The sequence below is a fragment of the Pseudarthrobacter sp. HLT1-7 genome, from assembly GCF_059383435.1.
In genome coordinates this window covers 14,394-33,534 of record NZ_JBWZCH010000012.1, presented here as the reverse complement: position 1 = coordinate 33,534, position 19,141 = coordinate 14,394, and the positions used below count along the sequence as shown (strand labels likewise).

The 19,141-nt window shown below is 66.6% G+C and carries 18 protein-coding genes; 12 read left to right on the top strand and 6 right to left on the bottom strand.

The features are described 5' to 3' along the window. The first annotated feature begins 32 nt into the window (after positions 1 to 32). The 6 genes from AC50X6_RS12420 to galK all read left to right on the top strand — a co-directional run bounded on the left by AC50X6_RS12420 (position 33) and on the right by galK (position 7,542). Positions 33 to 542: a beta-galactosidase gene (locus AC50X6_RS12420; RefSeq protein ID WP_494966586.1), complete on the top strand. Its 510-nt coding sequence runs from the start codon at positions 33 to 35 to the stop codon at positions 540 to 542. After that, complete coding sequence (locus AC50X6_RS12415; protein WP_494966585.1) at positions 509 to 2,038, top strand: beta-galactosidase; 1,530 nt, start codon at positions 509 to 511, stop codon at positions 2,036 to 2,038. Before AC50X6_RS12420 ends, AC50X6_RS12415 begins: the two co-directional genes overlap by 34 nt. Before the next feature lie 9 nt (positions 2,039 to 2,047). Next, positions 2,048 to 2,866 carry a DeoR/GlpR family DNA-binding transcription regulator gene (locus AC50X6_RS12410; protein WP_494966512.1) on the top strand — a complete coding sequence of 273 codons (819 nt, stop codon included), beginning with the start codon at positions 2,048 to 2,050 and terminating at the stop codon, positions 2,864 to 2,866. A 74-nt stretch (positions 2,867 to 2,940) separates the two neighbouring features. Then, positions 2,941 to 5,259, top strand: coding sequence for an alpha-galactosidase (locus tag AC50X6_RS12405; RefSeq protein ID WP_494966584.1), 2,319 nt, complete (start codon positions 2,941 to 2,943; stop codon positions 5,257 to 5,259). A gap of 1 nt (position 5,260) precedes the next feature. Next, positions 5,261 to 6,361 (top strand): galactose-1-phosphate uridylyltransferase, encoded by a 1,101-nt coding sequence (gene galT / locus AC50X6_RS12400; protein ID WP_494966511.1) that lies wholly within the window; start codon positions 5,261 to 5,263, stop codon positions 6,359 to 6,361. Then, a complete protein-coding gene (gene galK, locus AC50X6_RS12395; protein ID WP_494966510.1) occupies positions 6,358 to 7,542 on the top strand; it encodes a galactokinase in 1,185 nt (394 codons plus the stop codon). The genes galT and galK overlap by 4 nt, the downstream gene beginning before the upstream one ends. A gap of 657 nt (positions 7,543 to 8,199) precedes the next feature. On the opposite strand, the gene AC50X6_RS12390 is transcribed toward galK, so the two are convergent. Then, positions 8,200 to 8,874 carry a TetR/AcrR family transcriptional regulator gene (locus AC50X6_RS12390; RefSeq protein WP_494966509.1) on the bottom strand — a complete coding sequence of 225 codons (675 nt, stop codon included), beginning with the start codon at positions 8,872 to 8,874 and terminating at the stop codon, positions 8,200 to 8,202. 127 nt (positions 8,875 to 9,001) lie between these two features. Here AC50X6_RS12390 and AC50X6_RS12385 point away from each other — a divergent pair, with 127 nt between their 5' ends. After that, positions 9,002 to 9,817: a DUF4386 domain-containing protein gene (locus AC50X6_RS12385; protein ID WP_494966508.1), complete on the top strand. Its 816-nt coding sequence runs from the start codon at positions 9,002 to 9,004 to the stop codon at positions 9,815 to 9,817. A gap of 424 nt (positions 9,818 to 10,241) precedes the next feature. Here the strand turns inward: AC50X6_RS12385 and AC50X6_RS12380 are convergent, their stop codons facing one another. Then, complete coding sequence (locus tag AC50X6_RS12380; RefSeq protein WP_494966507.1) at positions 10,242 to 10,835, bottom strand: TetR family transcriptional regulator; 594 nt, start codon at positions 10,833 to 10,835, stop codon at positions 10,242 to 10,244. Positions 10,836 to 11,132: 297 nt separating this feature from the next. On the opposite strand from AC50X6_RS12380, the gene AC50X6_RS12375 reads away from it, so the two are divergent. The 3 genes from AC50X6_RS12375 to AC50X6_RS12365 all read left to right on the top strand — a co-directional run bounded on the left by AC50X6_RS12375 (position 11,133) and on the right by AC50X6_RS12365 (position 13,219). Continuing rightward, complete coding sequence (locus AC50X6_RS12375) at positions 11,133 to 11,948, top strand: SDR family NAD(P)-dependent oxidoreductase (RefSeq protein ID WP_494966506.1); 816 nt, start codon at positions 11,133 to 11,135, stop codon at positions 11,946 to 11,948. A gap of 93 nt (positions 11,949 to 12,041) precedes the next feature. Further along, a complete protein-coding gene (locus AC50X6_RS12370) occupies positions 12,042 to 12,560 on the top strand; it encodes a TetR/AcrR family transcriptional regulator (RefSeq protein WP_494966505.1) in 519 nt (172 codons plus the stop codon). After that, positions 12,557 to 13,219 (top strand): GAP family protein, encoded by a 663-nt coding sequence (locus tag AC50X6_RS12365; protein ID WP_494966504.1) that lies wholly within the window; start codon positions 12,557 to 12,559, stop codon positions 13,217 to 13,219. The genes AC50X6_RS12370 and AC50X6_RS12365 overlap by 4 nt, the downstream gene beginning before the upstream one ends. Positions 13,220 to 13,306: 87 nt before the next feature. Here the strand turns inward: AC50X6_RS12365 and AC50X6_RS12360 are convergent, their stop codons facing one another. Next, positions 13,307 to 13,549, bottom strand: coding sequence for an MmyB family transcriptional regulator (locus tag AC50X6_RS12360; RefSeq protein ID WP_494966583.1), 243 nt, complete (start codon positions 13,547 to 13,549; stop codon positions 13,307 to 13,309). Between the two features lie 129 nt (positions 13,550 to 13,678). Between AC50X6_RS12360 and AC50X6_RS12355 the strand changes: the two genes are divergently transcribed. Continuing rightward, on the top strand, positions 13,679 to 14,635 hold the full coding sequence (locus AC50X6_RS12355) for an SDR family NAD(P)-dependent oxidoreductase (protein WP_494966503.1): 957 nt from the start codon (positions 13,679 to 13,681) through the stop codon (positions 14,633 to 14,635). A 94-nt stretch (positions 14,636 to 14,729) separates the two neighbouring features. Then, positions 14,730 to 16,217 (top strand): M20/M25/M40 family metallo-hydrolase, encoded by a 1,488-nt coding sequence (locus AC50X6_RS12350; RefSeq protein WP_494966502.1) that lies wholly within the window; start codon positions 14,730 to 14,732, stop codon positions 16,215 to 16,217. A 64-nt stretch (positions 16,218 to 16,281) separates the two neighbouring features. Here the strand turns inward: AC50X6_RS12350 and AC50X6_RS12345 are convergent, their stop codons facing one another. Genes AC50X6_RS12345 through hisD form a run of 3 tightly spaced genes read right to left on the bottom strand, consistent with a single transcriptional unit; the run spans position 16,282 to position 19,126 of the window. Further along, positions 16,282 to 17,037, bottom strand: coding sequence for an HpcH/HpaI aldolase family protein (locus tag AC50X6_RS12345; RefSeq protein WP_494966501.1), 756 nt, complete (start codon positions 17,035 to 17,037; stop codon positions 16,282 to 16,284). After that, positions 17,034 to 17,807 carry an SDR family NAD(P)-dependent oxidoreductase gene (locus AC50X6_RS12340; protein ID WP_494966500.1) on the bottom strand — a complete coding sequence of 258 codons (774 nt, stop codon included), beginning with the start codon at positions 17,805 to 17,807 and terminating at the stop codon, positions 17,034 to 17,036. Before AC50X6_RS12340 ends, AC50X6_RS12345 begins: the two co-directional genes overlap by 4 nt. Continuing rightward, positions 17,804 to 19,126 carry a histidinol dehydrogenase gene (hisD, locus tag AC50X6_RS12335; protein WP_494966499.1) on the bottom strand — a complete coding sequence of 441 codons (1,323 nt, stop codon included), beginning with the start codon at positions 19,124 to 19,126 and terminating at the stop codon, positions 17,804 to 17,806. The genes AC50X6_RS12340 and hisD overlap by 4 nt, the downstream gene beginning before the upstream one ends. Positions 19,127 to 19,141: the final 15 nt, after the last annotated feature.

Sequence of the window (19,141 nt, the reverse complement as noted above, 5' to 3'; positions counted from 1 at the left end):
TGGACTTCAACACCAACCAGAACGACAACGCCATGGACTACATCACCGCCCGCCTGGGCTCCGAGGGGTCCCCGGTGCTGGCGTTCGGCGGGGATTACAACCCGGAGCAGTGGCCGGAAGAAACCTGGGCCGAGGACGTCCGGCTGATGCGCGAGGCCGGCGTCAACCTGGTCAGCGTCGGCATCTTCAGCTGGTCCCTGCTGGAACCATCCGAGGGCGTCTACGAGTTCGGCTGGCTGGACCGCGTGCTGGACCTGCTGCACGCCAACGGGATCCGGGTGGACCTGGCCAACGCCACCGCCTCGCCGCCGCCGTGGTTCAGCCACAAGTACCCCGGGTCCCTCCCGGTGACGGCCGACGGCGTGCGCCACAGCTATGGCTCACGGCAGGCCTTTGCCGCCTCCAGCCCGGACTACCGCCGGGCTGCGGCCGCCCTGACAGAGCAGATTGCGATTCGGTACAAGGACCACCCCGCNCCGACGGCGCCGCCGCCGGCTTCCGGACCTGGCTGGAAAACCGCTACGGGACGATCGAGGCCCTGAACGACTCCTGGGGCACCGCGTTCTGGTCCCAGCGCTACTATGCGTGGGAGGAGATCCTGCCGCCGCGGACCTCGGGCACCTGGGTCAATCCCACCCAGCAGCTGGATTTCGCCCGGTACTCCTCGGACGAACTGCTGGAGTGCTACAAGGCCGAGGCTGCAATCATCCGTGCCCACTCCCGGCATCCGGTCACCACAAACTTCATGGGCTTCAACATGGGCCTGCACCAGCCCGTGGACTACTGGCGCTGGGCCGAACAGATGGACGTGGTGTCCAACGACCACTACCTGATCGCGGAAGACCCCCGGAACTTCCAGGAGCTCGCGGCGACGGCGGACCTCACCCGCGGCTGGGCGCAGGGCCGGCCCTGGCTGCTGATGGAGCACTCCACGTCTGCGGTTAACTGGCAGCCCCGCAACATCGCCAAGGCACCCGGGGAAATGCTGCGCAATTCGATGCAGCATGTCGCCCGCGGCGCGGACGGCGCACTCTTTTTCCAGTGGCGGGCCTCCCGGGCCGGCGCGGAGAAGTTCCACTCCGGGATGCTGCCGCACGGTGGCACCGATACCAAGGTGTGGCGGGAAGTCGTCCAGCTGGGTCAGGCGCTGAGCAGCCTGTCCGGGGTAGCCGGCTCCATAGTGACCGGGGCGTCCGGCAGCGTCGACGTCGCCATCATCCATGACACCGACGCCCGCTGGGCGTCGGAACTGGATTCACACCCGAGCGTGGACGCTTCAAACATCGCGGAAACCCGGCGCTGGCACGATGCTTTCTACCGCGCCGGCATCCCGACGGACTTCCGCCAGAGCACGGACAACCTATCCGGCTACCGTCTTGTGGTGGTTCCGATGCAATACCTCCTCACAGATGCCGGGGTAGCGAACCTGGACGCCTATGTCAGATCCGGCGGCCACCTCGTCGTGACGTACTACTCGGGCATCGTGGACGAAAACGACCACATCCGCCTCGGCAGCTATCCCGGGGCCTTCAGCGAACTGCTGGGCGTGCGGATGGAAGAGTTCTTCCCGCTGCGGGAGGGAGAATCGGTCCCGCTCAGCGCTTTCGGCGCCGGTTCCTGTTGGAGCGAACTCGGCCGGGTGACCACCGCCGAGGTGCTCGCCCAGGTGCAGGACGGCCCGGTCGCCGGTTCCCCGGCGGTGACCCGCAACCACGCCGGCAAGGGCCGCGCCTACTACGTGGCCACCTCCTTGTCAGCGGAAGGACTTGCCGGGTTCCTTCCCGAAGTGTGCGCCGATGCGGCGGTGGAGCCTCTGGTGCCCGATCTTCCGGCCAACGTGGAGGTGGTCCGGCGCAGCCGGGATGGGACGGACTGGACGTTCTGCATCAACCACGGCATGGACGACGTCCGGCTGCCTCTTTCGGGTGTAGAACTTATCAGCGGCGGGGACGTCGACGGCGGCCTCAGCCTGGCAGCCGGCGCCGTCGCGGTGGTCCGCTCCCGAGGTCCTCTTTCCACCCGCCAGTCAATTCAGTAAGGACGAAACATGCTAGCCGCAGCCCGCCACTCAGCCATCGTCGCGGAGGTCCAGCGTGAACGGATCGTCCGCGTCACCGACCTCGCGAAGCTGCTCGGCGTGTCCCTCATGACCGTCCGGCGGGACATCGAGGCGCTGGACGCCGCGGGAACCCTCGAGAAGATCCACGGCGGGGCCAAGCTCCCGGGCGGGGCCGGCACCCACGAACCCGGCTTCGAGCTGAAGGTGACCCAGCTGCCGGAGGAGAAGATGGCGATCGCGCACGAGGCGGCCACGCAGGTGCGCGAGGGCATGGCGGTAGGCCTCAGCGCCGGCACCACCACCTGGGCGCTGGCGCAACTGCTGTCCGTCGGGCCCCGGATCACCGTGGTGACCAACTCGGTGCGGATCGCCGATGTGTTCTATCAGGGGGCATCGCCGTCCACCGTGATCCTCACCGGCGGCCAGCGCACCCCCTCGGACGCCCTCGTGGGTCCGCTGGCGACCTCCGCCCTGAAACAGCTGCACCTCGATGTGCTGTTCCTGGGCGTCCACGGCGTCGATTCTGCTGCCGGGTTCACCACCCCGAACGTGCTGGAGGCGGAAACGGACCGCGCATTCGTGGCGGCGGCCCGCCGGGTGGTGGTGCTGGCCGACCACACCAAGTGGGGGACGCTGGGCATCAGCACCATTGCCAATCTGGAGGACGCGGATGAGCTCATCAGCGACGACGGGCTGGGCAGCGAAGCCCGGCGCATTCTCGGCGAGCGCGTGGGCCGGCTGCGGCTGGCCAGCACCGGGACTGCCAGAGCCGCCACCAGTGCCGCCGCCAGAGCCGTCACCGGCTGACCGGCCGCGCACCATATGAACCCGCTGCCAACCGCAAGCCTGGAGCTGCCGTGAACCACCCAAACCCGACCACCGTGTCCGAGCACGCCCCTCCTGAGGAGCTACCGCACGGACCGCTGTATTTGCGGCGCTCCGGCACCTCCGTACTGATCGACTTCAGCACCGGCGAGCCTGCTGTGCTGCACTTCGGCGCCGACCTTGGCCCGGATCTTCCGGACCTTTCGCTGCTGGCCGATCCTGTTGCCCCCTCGTCCCTGGACATTCCCGTCACGCTGGGCCTGATCCCGCAGGCTTCCTCCGGCTGGCGGGGACGTCCCGGCCTCCGCGGCCACCGGGGCGGCCAGGCGTTCTCTGCCCGGCTCCGGGTGGTGTCCGTGACGGCGGAGAACGGCACGATGCCGCCGGGAACCGTGCAGGAAGGGACAGCGGAAGGTTCGGCCGTGATCACACAGTGGGACCCCGTGGCCCGGATCAGCGTCAGCACCGTTATCAGGATCAACGACGGCGGGCTGCTGCAGCTCCGGCACAGCCTGCGCAACGAGGGCCCGGACAGCTACCGGCTCGAAGAACTGGCGGCGGTGCTGCCCTTGGGGCGTGCCGCGACGGAAATCCTGGACCTGACGGGCCGCTGGTGCCGCGAGGCGCACCCGCAGCGGCTGCCGATGCGGCAGGGCACCTGGGTTCGCTCCGGCCGGCACGGACGCACAGGCCACGATTCCCCGCTGCTGCTCGCCGCGGGAACGCCGGGTTTCGGCAACCGGCACGGCCAGGTCTGGGCTGTGCACCTGGGCTGGAGCGGCAACCACGAGAACTTCGTCGAGACGATCGGCGACGGCCGCTCGATCATCGGGGCCTCGGAGCTGCTGGGCTCCGCCGAGGTCACTCTGGACGCCGGTGCCCGCTACGAGACGCCGTGGCTTTTCGCTGCCTACTCGGACTCCGGGCTGGACGGCATCAGCGACGCGTTCTATGCGTGGTTCCGCGGACGCCCGCACCATCCTGGCCGCCGCTCGGGCAAGCCCCGCCCCGTGGTGCTGAATGTCTGGGAAGCGGTGTACTTCGACCACCGGCTGGACACCCTGCTGGAGCTGGCCGAATCTGCCGCCGGTCTCGGCGTCGAGCGTTTTGTCCTCGACGACGGCTGGTTCCGGGGCCGCCGCGACGACCGCGCCGGGCTCGGCGACTGGTACGTCGACGAACAGCTCTGGCCGGCGGGGCTCACCCCCCTGATCGACGCCGTCACCGAGCACGGCATGGACTTCGGCCTGTGGGTCGAGCCCGAAATGGTCAACGAGGACTCTGACCTGGCCCGTGCGCACCCGGACTGGATCTCAGGCCCGGGACCGCGCACCCCGGGGCCCGCCATCCCCGGCGGGCTGCCGGGCCGGCTGCCGGAGCCCTGGCGGCACCAGCAGGTGCTGGACCTGGCCAACCCGGAGGCCTGGCAATACATTTTCGACCGGCTGGACTCGCTCCTGAGCGAGTACCGGATCAGCTACCTCAAATGGGACCAGAACCGGGACCTGGCGGAAATGGGCCACGAGGGAAGCCCGTCGGTCCATGCCCAGACGCTGGCAGTGTACCGGCTGCTGGATGAGCTGCGGAAGGCCCATCCGGGGGTCGAGATCGAGAGCTGTTCCTCCGGGGGCGGCCGCGTGGATCTGGGCATCCTGGAACGCACGGACCGGGTCTGGGCCTCGGACTGCAACGATGCGCTGGAACGCCAGACCGTCCAGCGGTGGACCCAAGTGGTGGTGCCGCCGGAGCTCGTGGGATCGCACATCGGGCCCACCACCTCGCACACCACGGCACGCACCCACGAGCTGTCCTTCCGCGCCATCACGGCGATGTTCGGCCACTTCGGGCTGGAATGGGACCTCCGCCAGGTGCAGGGCGCCGAACGCGGCGAGCTGGCGGCCGCGATAGCGGCCTACAAGGAACACCGGGCGCTGCTGCACAGCGGCCGGATGGTGCGGGCCGATGAGCCGGATCCCGCCCTGATGCTGCACGGCGTCGTCTCCCACGACGGCTCCGAAGCGCTGTTCGCGCTGGTGTCGGTGGCGACGTCGTTCGCTGAAGTCCCGGGACGGGTGGCGCTGCCCGGGCTCTCGCCGGAGCGAAAATACCGGGTGCGGCTTGCTTACCCGGGAGCCGGGACCGGGCATACCTTCACCCAGATCGTCCCGCCCGCGTGGCTGGCGTCGGGTATTGAGGCGACCGGCCGTTTCCTGGCCGAATCCGGCCTGCCCATGCCGGTCCTGAACCCGGAACACGGCGTGTTGCTGCACGTCCGGGAAATTTCTGCAGAAAGCGCTGCGGGCTGCTATTCGGCGGCCGATCCCCCTGCCGACGCAGTTAGCGGTTCAGTTATCAACGCACGGAAAGGCCGCTAGCATGGCCAAAATCGCCAAGCGGTCCTTTCAGCTCTCCGACGGCCGCGACATCATCTATTACGACGATGCGGACACCGCGCTGTCGCCCGAACGGTCCCCGGACCTGCGCGCGCCGGCGGCCCGGCCGGCCACCGCAACCATGCGCCAGGACGTCCTGACCGGCGAATGGATTTCGGTGGCGTCAGCCCGGCAGAACCGCGTGGTCCTGCCCCCGGCGCATCTGGACCCGCTGGCGCCGGCCTCCGCGGAGAACCCCTCCGAAGTCCCCAGCCTTTACGATGTTGCGGTTTTCGAGAACAAATCACCATCGTTCGGGCCGGACCTGGAGGGTCCGGACGCACCCGGGGGGCTCGATGATCTGTCCCGGATCGGGCTCGGCCGCCGGCTGCAGTCGGTGGGCCGGTGCGAGGTCGTGTGCTTCTCCCCCGAACACACCGGATCACTCGCCGGGGTGTCGGTGTCCCGGATGCGGACCGTCGTGGAGGCGTGGGCGGATCGGACGGCGGCCCTCTCCGCCATGCCCGGCGTCCAGCAGGTGTTCCCCTTCGAGAACCGCGGAGAGGAGATCGGGGTGACGCTGCATCACCCGCACGGGCAGATCTACGCCTACCCCTTCATCACACCGCGTACCCAGCAACTCATCCGCTCCCTGGAGAGCTACGGCAGTTCACTCTTCGAGGACGTCCTCACCTTCGAGCAGAAGTCCGGGCGGGTGGTGCTCCAGGGCGAACACTGGACGGCCTTCGTCCCCTTTGCGGCGCGCTGGCCGCTGGAAGTCCATATCCTGCCGCACCGCCAGGTTCCCGATCTGGCAGCCACCAGCTCCGCGGAACGCGATGAGTTCGCCCTGCTCTACGGCCGCCTGCTGCGCGGCGTGGATGCGCTGTATGCGACGCCCACGCCCTATATCGCCGCCTGGCACCAGGCCCCGGTCCGCGCCCACCGGGACGATATCCGGCTCATGCTCCAGCTGACCTCGCCCCGGCGGGAAGAAAACAAACTCAAGTACCTTGCCGGTTCGGAGGCGGCGATGGGCGCGTTTATCGCCGATATCCCGCCGGAAACCGCGGCCGCCCGACTCAAGGAAGCCATTCAGCCATGACCGGATCTTCACACCAGGATCTTCAGCAGCAGGGGACCGATTTCTTTGCCAGCGAGTTTGGTATCCAGCCGGCCGGCCTATGGTCCGCGCCGGGCCGGGTCAACATCATCGGCGAGCACACGGACTATAACGACGGCTTCGCCTTTCCCATCGCCATCGACAAACGCACGGTCGTAGCGGCGCGCCCCCGCACGGACCGGACTATCCGGGTCGCCAGCAGCGCCTACCCCGGAGTGGTGGAGGCGAGCCTCGACGGGCTGGATCCCGGCTCCTTGACCGGCTGGTCCGCTTACCCGCTGGGTGTGGTCTGGGCCCTCGCACAGGCGGCCCCCGCAGCGGCCTTCACCGGCGTCGATCTGGCCCTCAGCTCGGACGTCCCGGCCGGGGCGGGACTGTCATCCTCGGCCGCCGTCGAATGCTCCGTGGCCCTGGCCTTGACCGAGCTGTGGAACCTCGGGCTGGGACGGCCGGAACTGGCCCGGATCGGCCAGCTGGCCGAGAACGTCGTCGTCGGGGCCCCAACCGGGATTATGGACCAGTCCGCCTCGCTGCTGGGCAAGCCGGACCACGGCATCCTGCTGGACTGCCGCACGCTGCAAACGGAGAGCGTTGCGCTTGGCTTCCGCGACGCCGGACTCGGCCTGCTCGTCATCGACACCCGTACCAGCCACTCCCACGCCGACGGCGGGTACGCCAGCCGCCGCCGCTCGTGCGAGCAAGGCGCCCGCGTCCTGGGCGTCAAGGCGCTGCGGGACCTCGGCGGGATGGACCTCCCCCGCGCAGCCAAGCTGCTGGACCCGCAGACCTTCCGCAGGGTCCGCCATATCGTGACCGAGAACCAGCGGGTGCTGGACACCGTTGCCGCACTGCGGACCGCCGGCCCGGCCGCAATCGGACCTTTCCTCGACGCATCGCATGTGTCCATGCGTGACGACTTCGAAATCTCCACCCCGGAACTGGACCTTGCCGTCTCGTCCGCCCAGGATCTGGGGTCGCTCGGGGCACGCATGACCGGCGGCGGCTTCGGCGGAGCCGCCATCGCCCTGGTCAGGGACGGCGACGCCGATACGGTCGCGGCGGGAATTTCCCGGGAATTCTTCCGCGCCGGTTTCACCGCCCCTCATATCTTTCCGGTCAGTGCCTCGGCCGGTGCGCGCCGGGAACCGTGGCCTGGCTCCTGACTTTTCGAAAGAAACCCGAACTGTCGGTGCTTCCCTGCACTCTGCCAGTGCGGATGGATGACGGGAGCCGTGCTCGGCCCGTCGGCGGGGCTTTCGATAGCCTCGGCGCTCCGGCCATGGGCCGGCTAAAGGGATTATTGGCGGAACCACGCCCGGAACCTATCTGGGCGTTTTTCGGATCCGGACCGGACAGGCACCTGGGCGCACCTACGGGCGCTGGTCCTCTCCTTGTTCAAGTTCGCATCAGCACCGGCAATAGTGCTTCTGATAGCAATCACCTTCGCTCAAGGCAACGAGGCTTCCAGCCCTTTGGGAAGTCCAGCCAGCTACCCCCTGTTCGGGGAGCGGACCAGCAGACGTTGATTTCTTCAGGCCGCAGACAATTACTGGGAGCGGTGGTCCTGATCCCTGCGGCGCACTACCGCGGCCGGACTCGACAATTCACACCTGAAATCCCGTTCGGGTTGCAATTTGGCGGGTGGAATCCGGCAGGCTACGTCTCATCGTCCCTCCGCCACTTCAGCGCAATACGCGTCCTGACACGCTAGAGGAGCATTTCCGCATACCAAGCGCGGTGGCGCGGAGCCAGCGGCATATCGTTTCCTCGACTCCACGCCGCACACCGGGGAAGGCCATCCGCGAGAGTGCATGGGCTGGTCACTGGCTGGCGAGGGCCTCTTCCAGTCCGTTCAGGATCAGGTCGAGTCCGTACTCGAATTCCTCTCCGTAGTCGTAGCCGGGCTTCATGACGTGGTCCCTAACGAACTCTGCTAGGTTCGGGTAGTCGTTCGCGGGCAACGGCTCGAACATGTCCTGGGCCATCGCAGCCATTTCGTCCGTGGTGTCGAACGGGATGTTCATCTTCGTCAGGGCGAAGCCGTAAATGTACCCGTCAAGCAGTGAGTAAGCGTGGGCCACCATCGCGACGACGAAACCGGCCGAGCGTAGCTTGCCGATGACCGCGTCATGATGACGCAGGTTGGCCGGCCCGGGACGTCTCCGGGACTCCATCAGGCCGATGGCCCAGCGGTGGCGCGCGAGGACATCGCGCAGCGACAGTGCCCGGTCCCGCATAGCTGTCTTCCAGTGCGCACTGCCCAGGGGAAGAGCGATTTCGCTGAACAGAACATCGATCATCGCATCGATAAGGTCGTCCCTGTTTGAGACGTGGCGGTACAGGGCCATGGGGGCGACCTGCAGCATCCCGGCGACCTGCCGCATGGTCAGCGCGCCCAGCCCGGCTGAATCTGCATGCTGAATCGCCGCATGCACTACACGCTGCCTGCTAAGGGCCGGACGCGGATCCTCATGCTTCATCGCCGTCGTGGACATTGGCACTCTCCTGTTCTGTCGACAGTCAAAGAGACCTTTGACCCGATCTGTGTACTTTGTACGCGCTGACAGTTACATTGTACGCATGGCGTGGCGACGGCCACGCTCACCACTCGAAAGGAACGTCATGAAATCTCCAAAGGGAATATTCTTTGAGCAACCCCCGGGGGTCGCTCCGGCCTCACCTAAGCGACTGGCAAAGATTGCGGGCATCTTCTACCTCGTCGTGGGTATCACAGGCGGTTTCTCTGAGGGCTTTGTCGATCCCTCCCTTTATGTCGCCGGCGACGCGGCCGCCACGTCCGCGAACGTGGTGGCCAACGAGGGGCTCATGCGCTTTGGCGTCATCGCCCACCTCACGGATGCTGTGTTCTTCCTGCTGACCGCCGTGACGCTCTACCTGTTACTCAAGCACGTTGGCAAGCACGCGGCGCGCCTCATGGTGGTGCCAGTGATTATCGCCGCCGGCATCATCTCCATCAGCGCCGTCTTCACGTTCGTGGCGATGCAGGTCGCGACGGACAGTTTCTACGAGACCGCGTTCGGGCCCGTAGGGTCCAGCGCGGTCGTGCTGCTCCTACTTGAAATACAGCACTTCACCGTTCTTGCCGCCCAGGTCTTCTTCGGACTGTGGCTTGCACCGTTGGGGTATCTCGCCTACAAGTCTCGGCTGTTTCCCAAGGCTCTCGGCATCATCCTGATACTGGCCACGGTCAGCTACCTGGTTGACGTCGTCGTGGCGTTCCTGCTCCCCGGGCTCGCTGATCAGATCCACGGCTACCTGGGTGTCGTGCCGGCCATCGCAGAGATCTGGATGGTCCTGTACCTGCTCATCGTGGGCGTACGCTCTCCGCGCCCCACGGATCGGACGCCTGCCGCGGAAGCGGCGCCGGACCCCGTCTCGAGTCAAAGCGCCATGACCCCGCAGTCGACCCGACCGTAGTTCCCACCGACGGTCGACAGGACATGTCCGTTGATCAAGGGCCCCGAATCGTTCCGGCCAAAGCCGCTGAACTCGCGGACCTGATGGCAACTACCAACCCGGCCGACCTCAGCCGGGGCGTAACCACCGGCCAAACCATTCTCATCGTCCTCGCAGCAGCCAAAACCCGGGCCTGGAAGCCGCATCCACGCGAGCACAAACAGCTGAGGCAAGCACAACACTTTCGCGAGCCTCATGAGTCGTTACTCGGAGGACGCGGTTTCCATTTCCGAAGTGTCCCCTGCTTGGCCTTACACCGCGTCACGGTGCTGGGCCTTCGGTGGACGACCCGTTCGTTGCCCGGGCTGTCCACCACCTGCTCCTGCCCCTGCTGCACACCAGCGGAGAAACCACTGACGGAGGCCACCGCTGATGCAAGCGGCAGTCAGACAGACCGTGCAAGGTCTCCGTGGGCGGCGTCGACGTGCTGCTGCAGTGACACCCCGTCCTTCCCGGAGGCGAGCCAGAGGTCGTAGCCGATGCGCAAACAAAGCAGGGCGCCCGGGACGGCGACCCGCAGGATGCGGTCGTAGTCGTCGGCGCCGCGGGAAAACGCGCCGACTGCCTCCCGTTCCCAGCGGGCGTACTTGCAGAAAGAGCGGTCCTGCAGGGCCGGGACCGTGTTGAGGACGGCCTGCCGCACGCGCAGCTCTTCGCGGCGCGGCTCAAGGGTGGCCACGACGGCCCGGACTCCGGCGCGGGCCGCCGCCAGCGCTGATGCGGTTTCATCCGCGCTGCGCATGCCGCCAAGGAACGCTGCGAGGAGCGCGTCGTCCTCCGCGAAAAGTACGTCTTCCTTGACCCCAAAGTAGCGAAAGAACGTGCGGCGGGACGCTTGGGCTTGCGCGGCGATGTCGTCGACCGATACCGCGTCGAATCCGTGGTCGACGAATAGCCGTTGCGCTGTTTCGATCAGCGCGGTCCGCAGTTGCTGTGCTCGCAGCTCCCGCAAACCACGGGGCGCCTTCAGGTCATTCATGTCCGCATAGTAGCACCGCTACACCATTGAATGGCATCACGGGCCTTCGGGCACCAACTGCCTATAGGCACTACTTGACTTGAGGCACCCAGTGCCTTTATGGTTAAGTGGCAGCCGGCCGTGAGTGGAACGCATTGACGGGCCGGATGCAGTCCGGCTCTATTCCCGCCGGCGGTACACGCGGAGGACGGCTCCCGGCCCGGTCGGCTTCCCTGTCTGGCAATCCCGTATCTCGGCAGGCACCCGGCCGCCGTCGTCGACAGCACGTGGAATTACCCCAAAAAGAAAGGCACGCCCATGACCTCGCCCATCACCCCTTCGGTGGACAACCAGCGCCCTGAGCCACTGACCATCGCCGCCCGCCGGCTCGAGCATAAGGTCATCTTGATCACCGGCGCCAGCGCCGGAATCGGAGCGGCGTCCGCGCGCCGCTTTGCCGCCGAGGGCGCCACAGTCGTCGTCGGCGCGCGCCGCACCCACAGGCTAGATGAACTGGTTGCCGAACTCACGGAGCAGGGCCACGACGCGCTGGCCGTTTCCCTGGATGTTACCGACGAAGCTTCCGTTGCCGAGGCGGTTCGCACCGCCGTCGACCGCTACGGCCGTCTCGACGGCGCCCTGAACAACGCCGGTCTCCCCGGCAGCGGCAGAGCGATCCCTGACATCGACGCCGCAGACTTCGATCGGGTCATGGCCGTTAACCTGCGCGGGGTATTTCTCAGCCTCAAGCACCAGATCCCTGCACTCCTCGCGGCGGGCGGAGGCTCCATCGTCAATGTCAGTTCAGTTGGAGGCCTCGTCGGCGTCCCAAACATCGCCGAGTACGTCGCCAGCAAGTGGGGTGTCATCGGCCTGACGAAGAGCGCTGCACTTGAAGTCGCCGGGGCAAACATCCGCGTGAACGCAATCGCCCCCGGCTCCACCCGCACGGAGATGTTCGGCCAGTGGCTGCCTTCCGCGGAGGCCCAGGCCGAGGTCGCGGCCTGGGCGCCGATGAACCAGATCGCCCTGCCGGACGACATGGCCCGTGTCGCCCTGTTTCTGCTCAGTGACGAATCCCGATGGACCACCGGGACCGTGCTCGCCGCCGACGGCGGACAGCACGTCGGCTAACCTGCACCGGCAGGATCCCGCCACCCCTCCGTCGCCGGCAAATCCACCTTACCCGACAAACCGACTGGTCGGTTTGTCGGGTAAGGTGGAGGGATGGATACCCGGGTCAGAATTCTCAAGGCAGCACGTGAACTCGCTCTCGAGCGCGGGGTAATCCCGTCCCTTGATGCGGTAGCGGCGGCGGCCCAGGTCTCCAAAGGCGGCCTGATGCACCACTTCCGCACCAGGGCAGCACTTGTGGATGGCCTGGCACGTCAGGCTCTCGACGAGGTTGATGCTGTGATGGAGGCCGCGGCGGCGGAAGGCCGGGCCGCCGAGACCTGGCTGCGTCTATCGGTCCCCGGTCCGGATGAGGCAGCGCTGTACCGCGCGATGATGGTGGCATTCCGGGCAGTCGAGGCGGGAAATCAGGGAGTGATCGAGCTGGCCGGCGCCGCAACGTCCCGGTGGCAGGACCTTCTGGGTGCTGAGGTGGGCGATCCGACACAAGCCCTGATCATCCGGCTGGTTGGGGACGGTTTGCTGATGAACGCGGTGGCGGGCACGCCGGCCGGGAACGTCGATGCCCTGGTGGATGCCCTGTGCCGGTCCGCCACGGAGGGTGCGTCATGAGTTTGGCGTTGATTGGCGGCATCGCGGCACTGGCCCTCCTTGATTCCTTCAACCCGGCAACGATTCTTGCGATCACCCTGATCCTCCTCAGCGTCCGGAAGAAACCGGTCCTGTCGGCGCTGGCTTTCGTGTCGGGAGCGATGATCACGGTCTTCGTCCTGGGAGCGGTGATCTTCCTCAGTGCGGGCGTGGCAGCCGATGCCGTCGCCGGCGGCATCGGCTGGCTCCGGCGTATCGTTTTCCTGATCGCGGCCATCACGCTGGTCATTGTCGCATTCAGGCGGCTGAAAACGAGGGATCGCGCCGGCGCCGTGCTGCCGGACTGGTTCTCGGTGGGAACGGCGTTGCCGCTCGGTGTGATGATGACCGGGGCCGATCTCCCGAATGCGTTCCCTTACTTCATTGCCATCGAACGGATGATCAACGCCGGCGTCTCCTCCGGCAGCGGCCTGGTGGTTATCATCGGGTACGCACTCGTGTACTGCCTGCCCTGCCTGCTGCTGTTACTGCTCGGAGTACTGCATGGAGAAAGAATGCGCGGCTGGCTCCAGAAGGTATATGACCGGTTCTCGACCGGGACGGTGAAGAAGTCGATTCCGACGGCGTTGCTGCTGCTGGCGGCTGCCATCGCAGTTGCAGCCATCGCGCTGTGGCCCTAAGCCGGCCGTGGACCTGCAGGGGCGGAGGGCTGGTGACGGCCAGGGAGAGGTCCTCCGCGGCGACCGCCGCGGGGCGACACGAGATGACTAAGAGGGTGTCGAAGTGTGTTGCCAGCTCGCGAGGATGGGCAGGAGCTGGGCGGTCGGAGAGCCGGGAGCCACGGTGTAGATGACCAGACGCTGGTCCGGGTCCTGCAGCGGTGACACACTTTCGATGTCAAATGACATGTCCCCCACCAGCGGGTGGTTGATGCGTTTGCTGGCGGAGGCGTAGTCGCGCACGCTGTGGTCGTCCCACCAGGTGTTGACGTCGTCGTCTGCGGTGCGCAGCTCGCGGCGTCGTGTTTCTCACCTCGGAGGACGCCTCTATGATCCACGGCACTACCCTTGGCATCGATGGTGGCATGTCCGCCACCCGTCCCGTTTGATCACCGCCCCCAGAACGAAACGAGGAATCACGTGGACCTCATTGCCACTAAATTCGGCTCCTTCAGCACTGCTGCGGAAGTGTCGGCCGGCGTCGATCTCTCCGGCCGGGCAGCGATCGTCACCGGGGCGGCGTCCGGAATCGGGGTCGAAACCGCGCGGGCGCTGGCCCGGACCGGCGCAGCCGTGACCCTCGCGGTGCGTGACATGGACGCCGGCCGGAATGCGGCCGAGAGCATTGCTGCCGGCACCGGAAACCCCAACGTCAGGGCCTGCGAACTCGACCTCGCCGACATCGGCTCCGTCGACGCGTTCACCGCCGGCTGGCGGGGGCCCCTGCATATCCTCGTGAACAACGCCGGGGTCATGATGACGCCTGAGACTTACACTCCGCCGGGCTGGGAGCTGCAGTTCGCAACCAACCACCTGGGCCACTTCGCCCTGGCCCTCGGTCTCCATCCGGCACTGGCAGCCGACGGGGCCGCGCGGATCGTCGTCGTGAGCTCTTCCGGGCACGGTAACTCGCCTGTGGTCTTTGACGACCTGTTCTTCGACCGGCGCCCCTACGACCCCGGAGCCGCCTACGGGCAGTCCAAGACCGCCAACGTGCTCTTCGCCGTCGAGGCAACGCGCCGCTGGGCCGGCGACGGGATCACCGCGAACGCCCTCATGCCCGGCGGCGTCTGGACCAACCTCCAGCGGCACTGGGACCCTGCCGTTCTCGCCGCAACCAAAGTGCAGGTCCTCGCGGCTGGACTGCCCGTAAAAACCATGGAGCAGGGGGCCGCCACCTCCGTGCTCCTCGCCACCTCGGACGAACTCGAGGGAATCGGCGGCCGGTATTTCGAAGACTGCAACGAGGCCCGGACGGTCCCCCAGATCACCGACGGCCTGCACGGGGTCCTGGACTATGCTTTGGACCCGGACGCCGCCCGGCGGCTGTGGGATGTCTCGGTGGAGTTACTGGACACAGCCCGGTCCGCGCGCTGAACTCAGCGAAATCGTCGCGGGCACAGCCAGCGCCCCGTCCGCTGGTGAGGGGCGAAAGGTTGAAGTATACGTATGCATGCCCAATAATTGCTGGATGAAAGAAACCACTACCGGACCCCGCATGGAGTTCGCTTCGGCACATCAGATAATCGACGACGACGGCAATCTGGCCATGGAAGAGGTACGCCATGCCCTGCGCATACCGTCGTTCAGTGATACCGGTGAGGGCATCGAAGCTGCCGCAGACTACTTTTTCGCCTTGTTGAAGCGAGTTTGTCCGGACGCTGCGATCGTTCCCACGGCAGGGTACCCGGTGGTTTTGGGGACAGTCCGGTCCGCCCGACAGTCGGCTCCCACGTTGATCGTGTATGGCCTTTATGACGTGACCCCGACGATGGCACCTGAGTGGACGGTTGACCCTTTGGCGGCCGAGATCGTGGATGCCCGCGACCTTGGACTGCTGCCCCATCTGGGACCCGTGGTGGCCGGTAGGGGCGCGAACAACCACAAGGGCCCCGTTATCGCCGCCATTCTCGCGATCGAGGCCATGCAGCGGGCCGGAGTGGAATTACCGGTCAATCTGATCTTCGTGATCGAAGGCGAAGAGGAAATCGGCAGCCCGAGCCTGCCGGGGTTCGTAGCGAATCACCGGGAGCTGCTGCTCACCGCTGACGGGATCTGGCTGCCGTGCATGCAGCAGAATTCCGCGGGTCTCATGACAGTCCGCCGGGGGTTCAAGGGGTGCGTCTTTGCGCAGATCACGTGCCGCGGCGGGCAGTGGGGCGGCCCCGCTGACGGGCGGCACATCTGGGCGGGGAATTCGGCGTGGATTGACGCGCCGATGATGCAACTGGTGCGAGCCCTGGCCACCATGTACGACGACGAACAACGTGTCACCATTGACGGTGTCGGCTCTGTCGCGGAGGCGGCCTCGCTGCAGTTCGCCGACGACGTCGCCCGGGTATCGTCCGGTTTCCGCGAAAATCCCAGCTGGGCGGCAAACATGCTGGGCAACCTGCATGTTGAAAGGGCCCTGGCCGGGAAGGACATCGCGGATCATGTGGAAAATTACATGACCGGCGTCAACATGAACATCCAGGGCATCGCTGGCGGCTACCAGGGTCCGACGTTCTATACCTCGCTCCCCGGGGAAGCCAGCGCCCGTGTCGATTTCCGGTTTCCTCCCGGGTTGACTCCGGAGGAGTTCGTCCTGGCCCTGCGGGGGCATCTGGACCGGCGAGGTTTCGGCCACGTTGCGATTGAGATTCCGCGCGGTTATGCCGGGGCGCCGTCCATGCCAGACGACCGTGATGTCCTGCTGGATGCGGGGATCGTCACGGCCGCACGTTACGGGGTGGAGACGGCGGTGTGGCCGATCGCTAACAACTGCTGCCCTGCCTCGCTCTTCACGGCTTTGGGCAAGCAGATCCCGTTCAGTGTGGCTGGGCTCGGCCATGGCGACCGGGCCCATGCTGCGGATGAGTATTTCACGGTCGGGTCGGTGGAAAAGCTGATGCATTTCACGGTCGACTATCTTGGCGACTTTGCGGATTCCATGGCGCGGGCGGCCACGGCCGGCTAGAACTGGTCACAATTCACAGAAGAGGGGTGGCCCGGTAGAAACCGGGCCACCCCTGCGGCCGTAGTCAGGACTGGGCGGCCCAGTCGGCCAGGCAGTCATCGATGGCGGACTGCGCGTTCAGCACCACCATCGACGCTCCCTGCTGCCAGGCCCTGGACGCCTGGGCTGCGGTGGAGACGATCGCCATGACGGGGCATCCGGCTGCGGCCGAGGCCGCCCAGACCTGCAGCCGGGCGTCATCCGCGAGGGCCGCGTCGTAGCCCAAGGCTGCGGCCAGGTCCGAAGGGCCCACAAAGATGACGTCGACGCCGGGGTGTTGCGCGATTACGCCGGCGTTTGATACCCCCTCGGCGTCCTCAATCATGACCACGACGATAGTGTTGGCGGCTGCCTGCGCCGCGTGGTGTGCGGGGGATGTCTTACCCCATCGGCCGGCTGCCGTGTAGGTCGCGAAGCCGCGGTCCCCCGCAGGCGGGTAGTGGGCCATCCGCACCGCGGCCGACGCTTCCTCGGCTGTCCGGACGTGCGGCACGATGACACCTTCGGCGCCGGCATCGAGGACGCGCAGGGCAAGTGCCGCCTCGTTCTCCCCGATACGCACCAGCGTGGGCAGCCCGGCTGCCCGCGCGGCGGTGATGTGTTCTGCGAGGTCCCTTTGATCCGCGGTCCCGTGTTCGGCGTCGAGGAAGATGAAATCGAACCCGTTGGTCCCGGCCATGTCTATCAGCATCGGTGCCGGCACGCGGACCAGCAGGCCGCGCAGACGGTCGCCGGCGGCGAGGCGTGTCTTGAGCGGATCCGGTGACAGCGGGGAGCTCATCGGGCCGCCATCCCCGCCGAGAGATCGATGTCGGCTGCGGTCATTCCCCGCATCTGCAGTATCGCTACCAGCGCCTGGCCGACCTCCTCTTCCTCGACCATGCGGCCCAGGGCCGCCCGGGAGACGAAGTCTGCCTCGGCCTGATCACAGGAGGTTCCTGTGCGCTCAGCCTCCAGCCGGAAGTTGCGTTCCATCCGTGGACCCCGGACCGGGCCAGGTGAGAGGCTGTTGACCCGGATGTCATAGGGGCCGGCCTCGGCAGCCAGGGTTGTGGTCAGTCCAATCACTGCCATCTTGGATGCGCAGTAGGGAGTCCGCCCAACCAGGGGCCGTTTCCCGCTCACCGATGCGATATTGATGATGTCGCCGCTGCGGGCTTTCATCATGGCGGGAAGAAAGGCCCGGCAGATCAGGTACACGCCGCGCACGTTGGTGGCGAACACCTCGTCCCAGTCGCCCGGATCAATGTCGACCAGATCCGACACGGGCCCGGGCACGCCCGCGTTGTTGACCAGAAGGGAAACGGATTCGTCCCTGAGCCTCAGTGCAAGCTGATCGACCGACGACGGATCGGCGACGTCGCAGCTTTCCAGCCTGCATTGACCCTCGGTCAGTCCGAGTTCATCGCGGGACTGTGCGAGTTTGTGCAGGTTCCGGCCGACCATGATGACCCGGGCTCCGGCTTCGACCAGGTGCCCGGTCATGGCCCTGCCCAGGCCATTGCCGGCGCCGGTCACCAGGGCCGTGCGTCCTGCCAGCGGGAGGGTCATTGCTGCGCCGCCGCGGCAGGCCGGGAGGACCAGGGCAGGTCTGCGCCGGTGTACTTGCTCGCGCGGACGTCGCCCGAGCGGGCGTGGCCTTCGAAGGATTCGACCCGGCTGGCCCGGCCGCAGATCTCGCCCAGCCGCGCCGACGTCGCCGCGTCTGTCACTTCCTGGTGTGTGACTGTTTTGAGGTATTTTCCGACCCAGAGGCCACCGGTGTAGCGGGCTGAGCCTTTGGTGGGAAGGACGTGGTTGGTGCCGATGACTTTGTCGCCGTAGGAAACGCAGGTGCCCTCGCCGAGGAACAGCGCGCCGTACTCGCGCATTTTTTCCAGGGCTTCGCGAGGCTCGCGGGTGAGGACTTCGACGTGTTCGGAAGCGAAAGTGTCAGCCAGGGCATATGCCTCGTCAAGTGAGTCCACGACATGGATCTGGCCGTGGTCCCGCCAGGCCGGCTCGGCATAGTCCTTGGTGGGCATGCCCGGCAGGATGTGCCCGATATGATCCAGGACCTGGGTGCCCAGTTCGGTGCTGGTGGTAATCAGCACGGCGGGGGAATCGGGGCCGTGCTCCGCCTGGCTGAGCAGGTCCACGGCGACAATGAACGGGTCCGCATATTCATCGGCGATGACCAGGATCTCGGTGGGGCCGGCGAAAAGGTCGATGCCTACCTCGCCGAACAACTGGCGTTTTGCTTCTGCCACGAAGGCGTTGCCCGGGCCGGCAATGAGATTCACTTTGGGAATTTCCCCGGTACCAACGGCGAGGGCCGTCACGGCCTGCACTCCGCCAAGCAGGTATATCTCATCCGCGCCGGCCATGTGTGCGGCGGCAATGGTCGCTGCGGGGATCTTGCCGCGGATGGGCGGGGTGCACGCGGCCACCCGGGGCACGCCGGCGACTTTGGCGGTGATGATGGTCATGTGCGCTGAAGCGGTGAGGGGGTAGCGGCCGCCGGGGATGTAGGCCCCTGCGGAGGCGACGGGAAGGTGCCGGTGGCCCAGCCGGACGCCGGGAAGCGTTTCGATCTCAATGTCCGTCATGGAGTCGCGCTGGGCCTGCGCGAAGCGGCGGACCTGCTCCTGGACGAACGTGATGTCATCGATCACCTGCCGGGGCAGGGTGGCAATGATCTCCTCGATCTGCTCAAGGGTGAGCCGGAAGGATTCTGGGCTCCAGCCATCGAATTTCTCCGAGTACTCGCGGACGGCGGCGTCCCCGCGGGTACGGATATCGTCAATGATGGCTTCGACGGTGGTGCGGACTTCCGGTTTGCTGCTGCCGGTATGGCCGGCCGGGAGGGCTGATTTGAGTATTTGCGACATAGTTTTCTCCGGGAA

What these genes read in the sequence shown, in the direction of transcription:
- AC50X6_RS12390 (WP_494966509.1), bottom strand. Translation starts at nt 8,874, where the DNA reads ATGTCCACGACGGCGATGAAGCATGAGGATCCGCGTCCGGCCCTTAGC.
- hisD (WP_494966499.1), bottom strand. Translation starts at nt 19,126, where the DNA reads ATGTCGCAAATACTCAAATCAGCCCTCCCGGCCGGCCATACCGGCAGC.
- AC50X6_RS12375 (WP_494966506.1), top strand. Translation starts at nt 11,133, where the DNA reads ATGACCTCGCCCATCACCCCTTCGGTGGACAACCAGCGCCCTGAGCCA.
- AC50X6_RS12380 (WP_494966507.1), bottom strand. Translation starts at nt 10,835, where the DNA reads ATGAATGACCTGAAGGCGCCCCGTGGTTTGCGGGAGCTGCGAGCACAG.
- AC50X6_RS12340 (WP_494966500.1), bottom strand. Translation starts at nt 17,807, where the DNA reads ATGACCCTCCCGCTGGCAGGACGCACGGCCCTGGTGACCGGCGCCGGC.
- AC50X6_RS12350 (WP_494966502.1), top strand. Translation starts at nt 14,730, where the DNA reads ATGAAAGAAACCACTACCGGACCCCGCATGGAGTTCGCTTCGGCACAT.
- AC50X6_RS12410 (WP_494966512.1), top strand. Translation starts at nt 2,048, where the DNA reads ATGCTAGCCGCAGCCCGCCACTCAGCCATCGTCGCGGAGGTCCAGCGT.
- AC50X6_RS12370 (WP_494966505.1), top strand. Translation starts at nt 12,042, where the DNA reads ATGGATACCCGGGTCAGAATTCTCAAGGCAGCACGTGAACTCGCTCTC.
- AC50X6_RS12345 (WP_494966501.1), bottom strand. Translation starts at nt 17,037, where the DNA reads ATGAGCTCCCCGCTGTCACCGGATCCGCTCAAGACACGCCTCGCCGCC.
- AC50X6_RS12365 (WP_494966504.1), top strand. Translation starts at nt 12,557, where the DNA reads ATGAGTTTGGCGTTGATTGGCGGCATCGCGGCACTGGCCCTCCTTGAT.
- galK (WP_494966510.1), top strand. Translation starts at nt 6,358, where the DNA reads ATGACCGGATCTTCACACCAGGATCTTCAGCAGCAGGGGACCGATTTC.
- AC50X6_RS12385 (WP_494966508.1), top strand. Translation starts at nt 9,002, where the DNA reads ATGAAATCTCCAAAGGGAATATTCTTTGAGCAACCCCCGGGGGTCGCT.
- galT (WP_494966511.1), top strand. Translation starts at nt 5,261, where the DNA reads ATGGCCAAAATCGCCAAGCGGTCCTTTCAGCTCTCCGACGGCCGCGAC.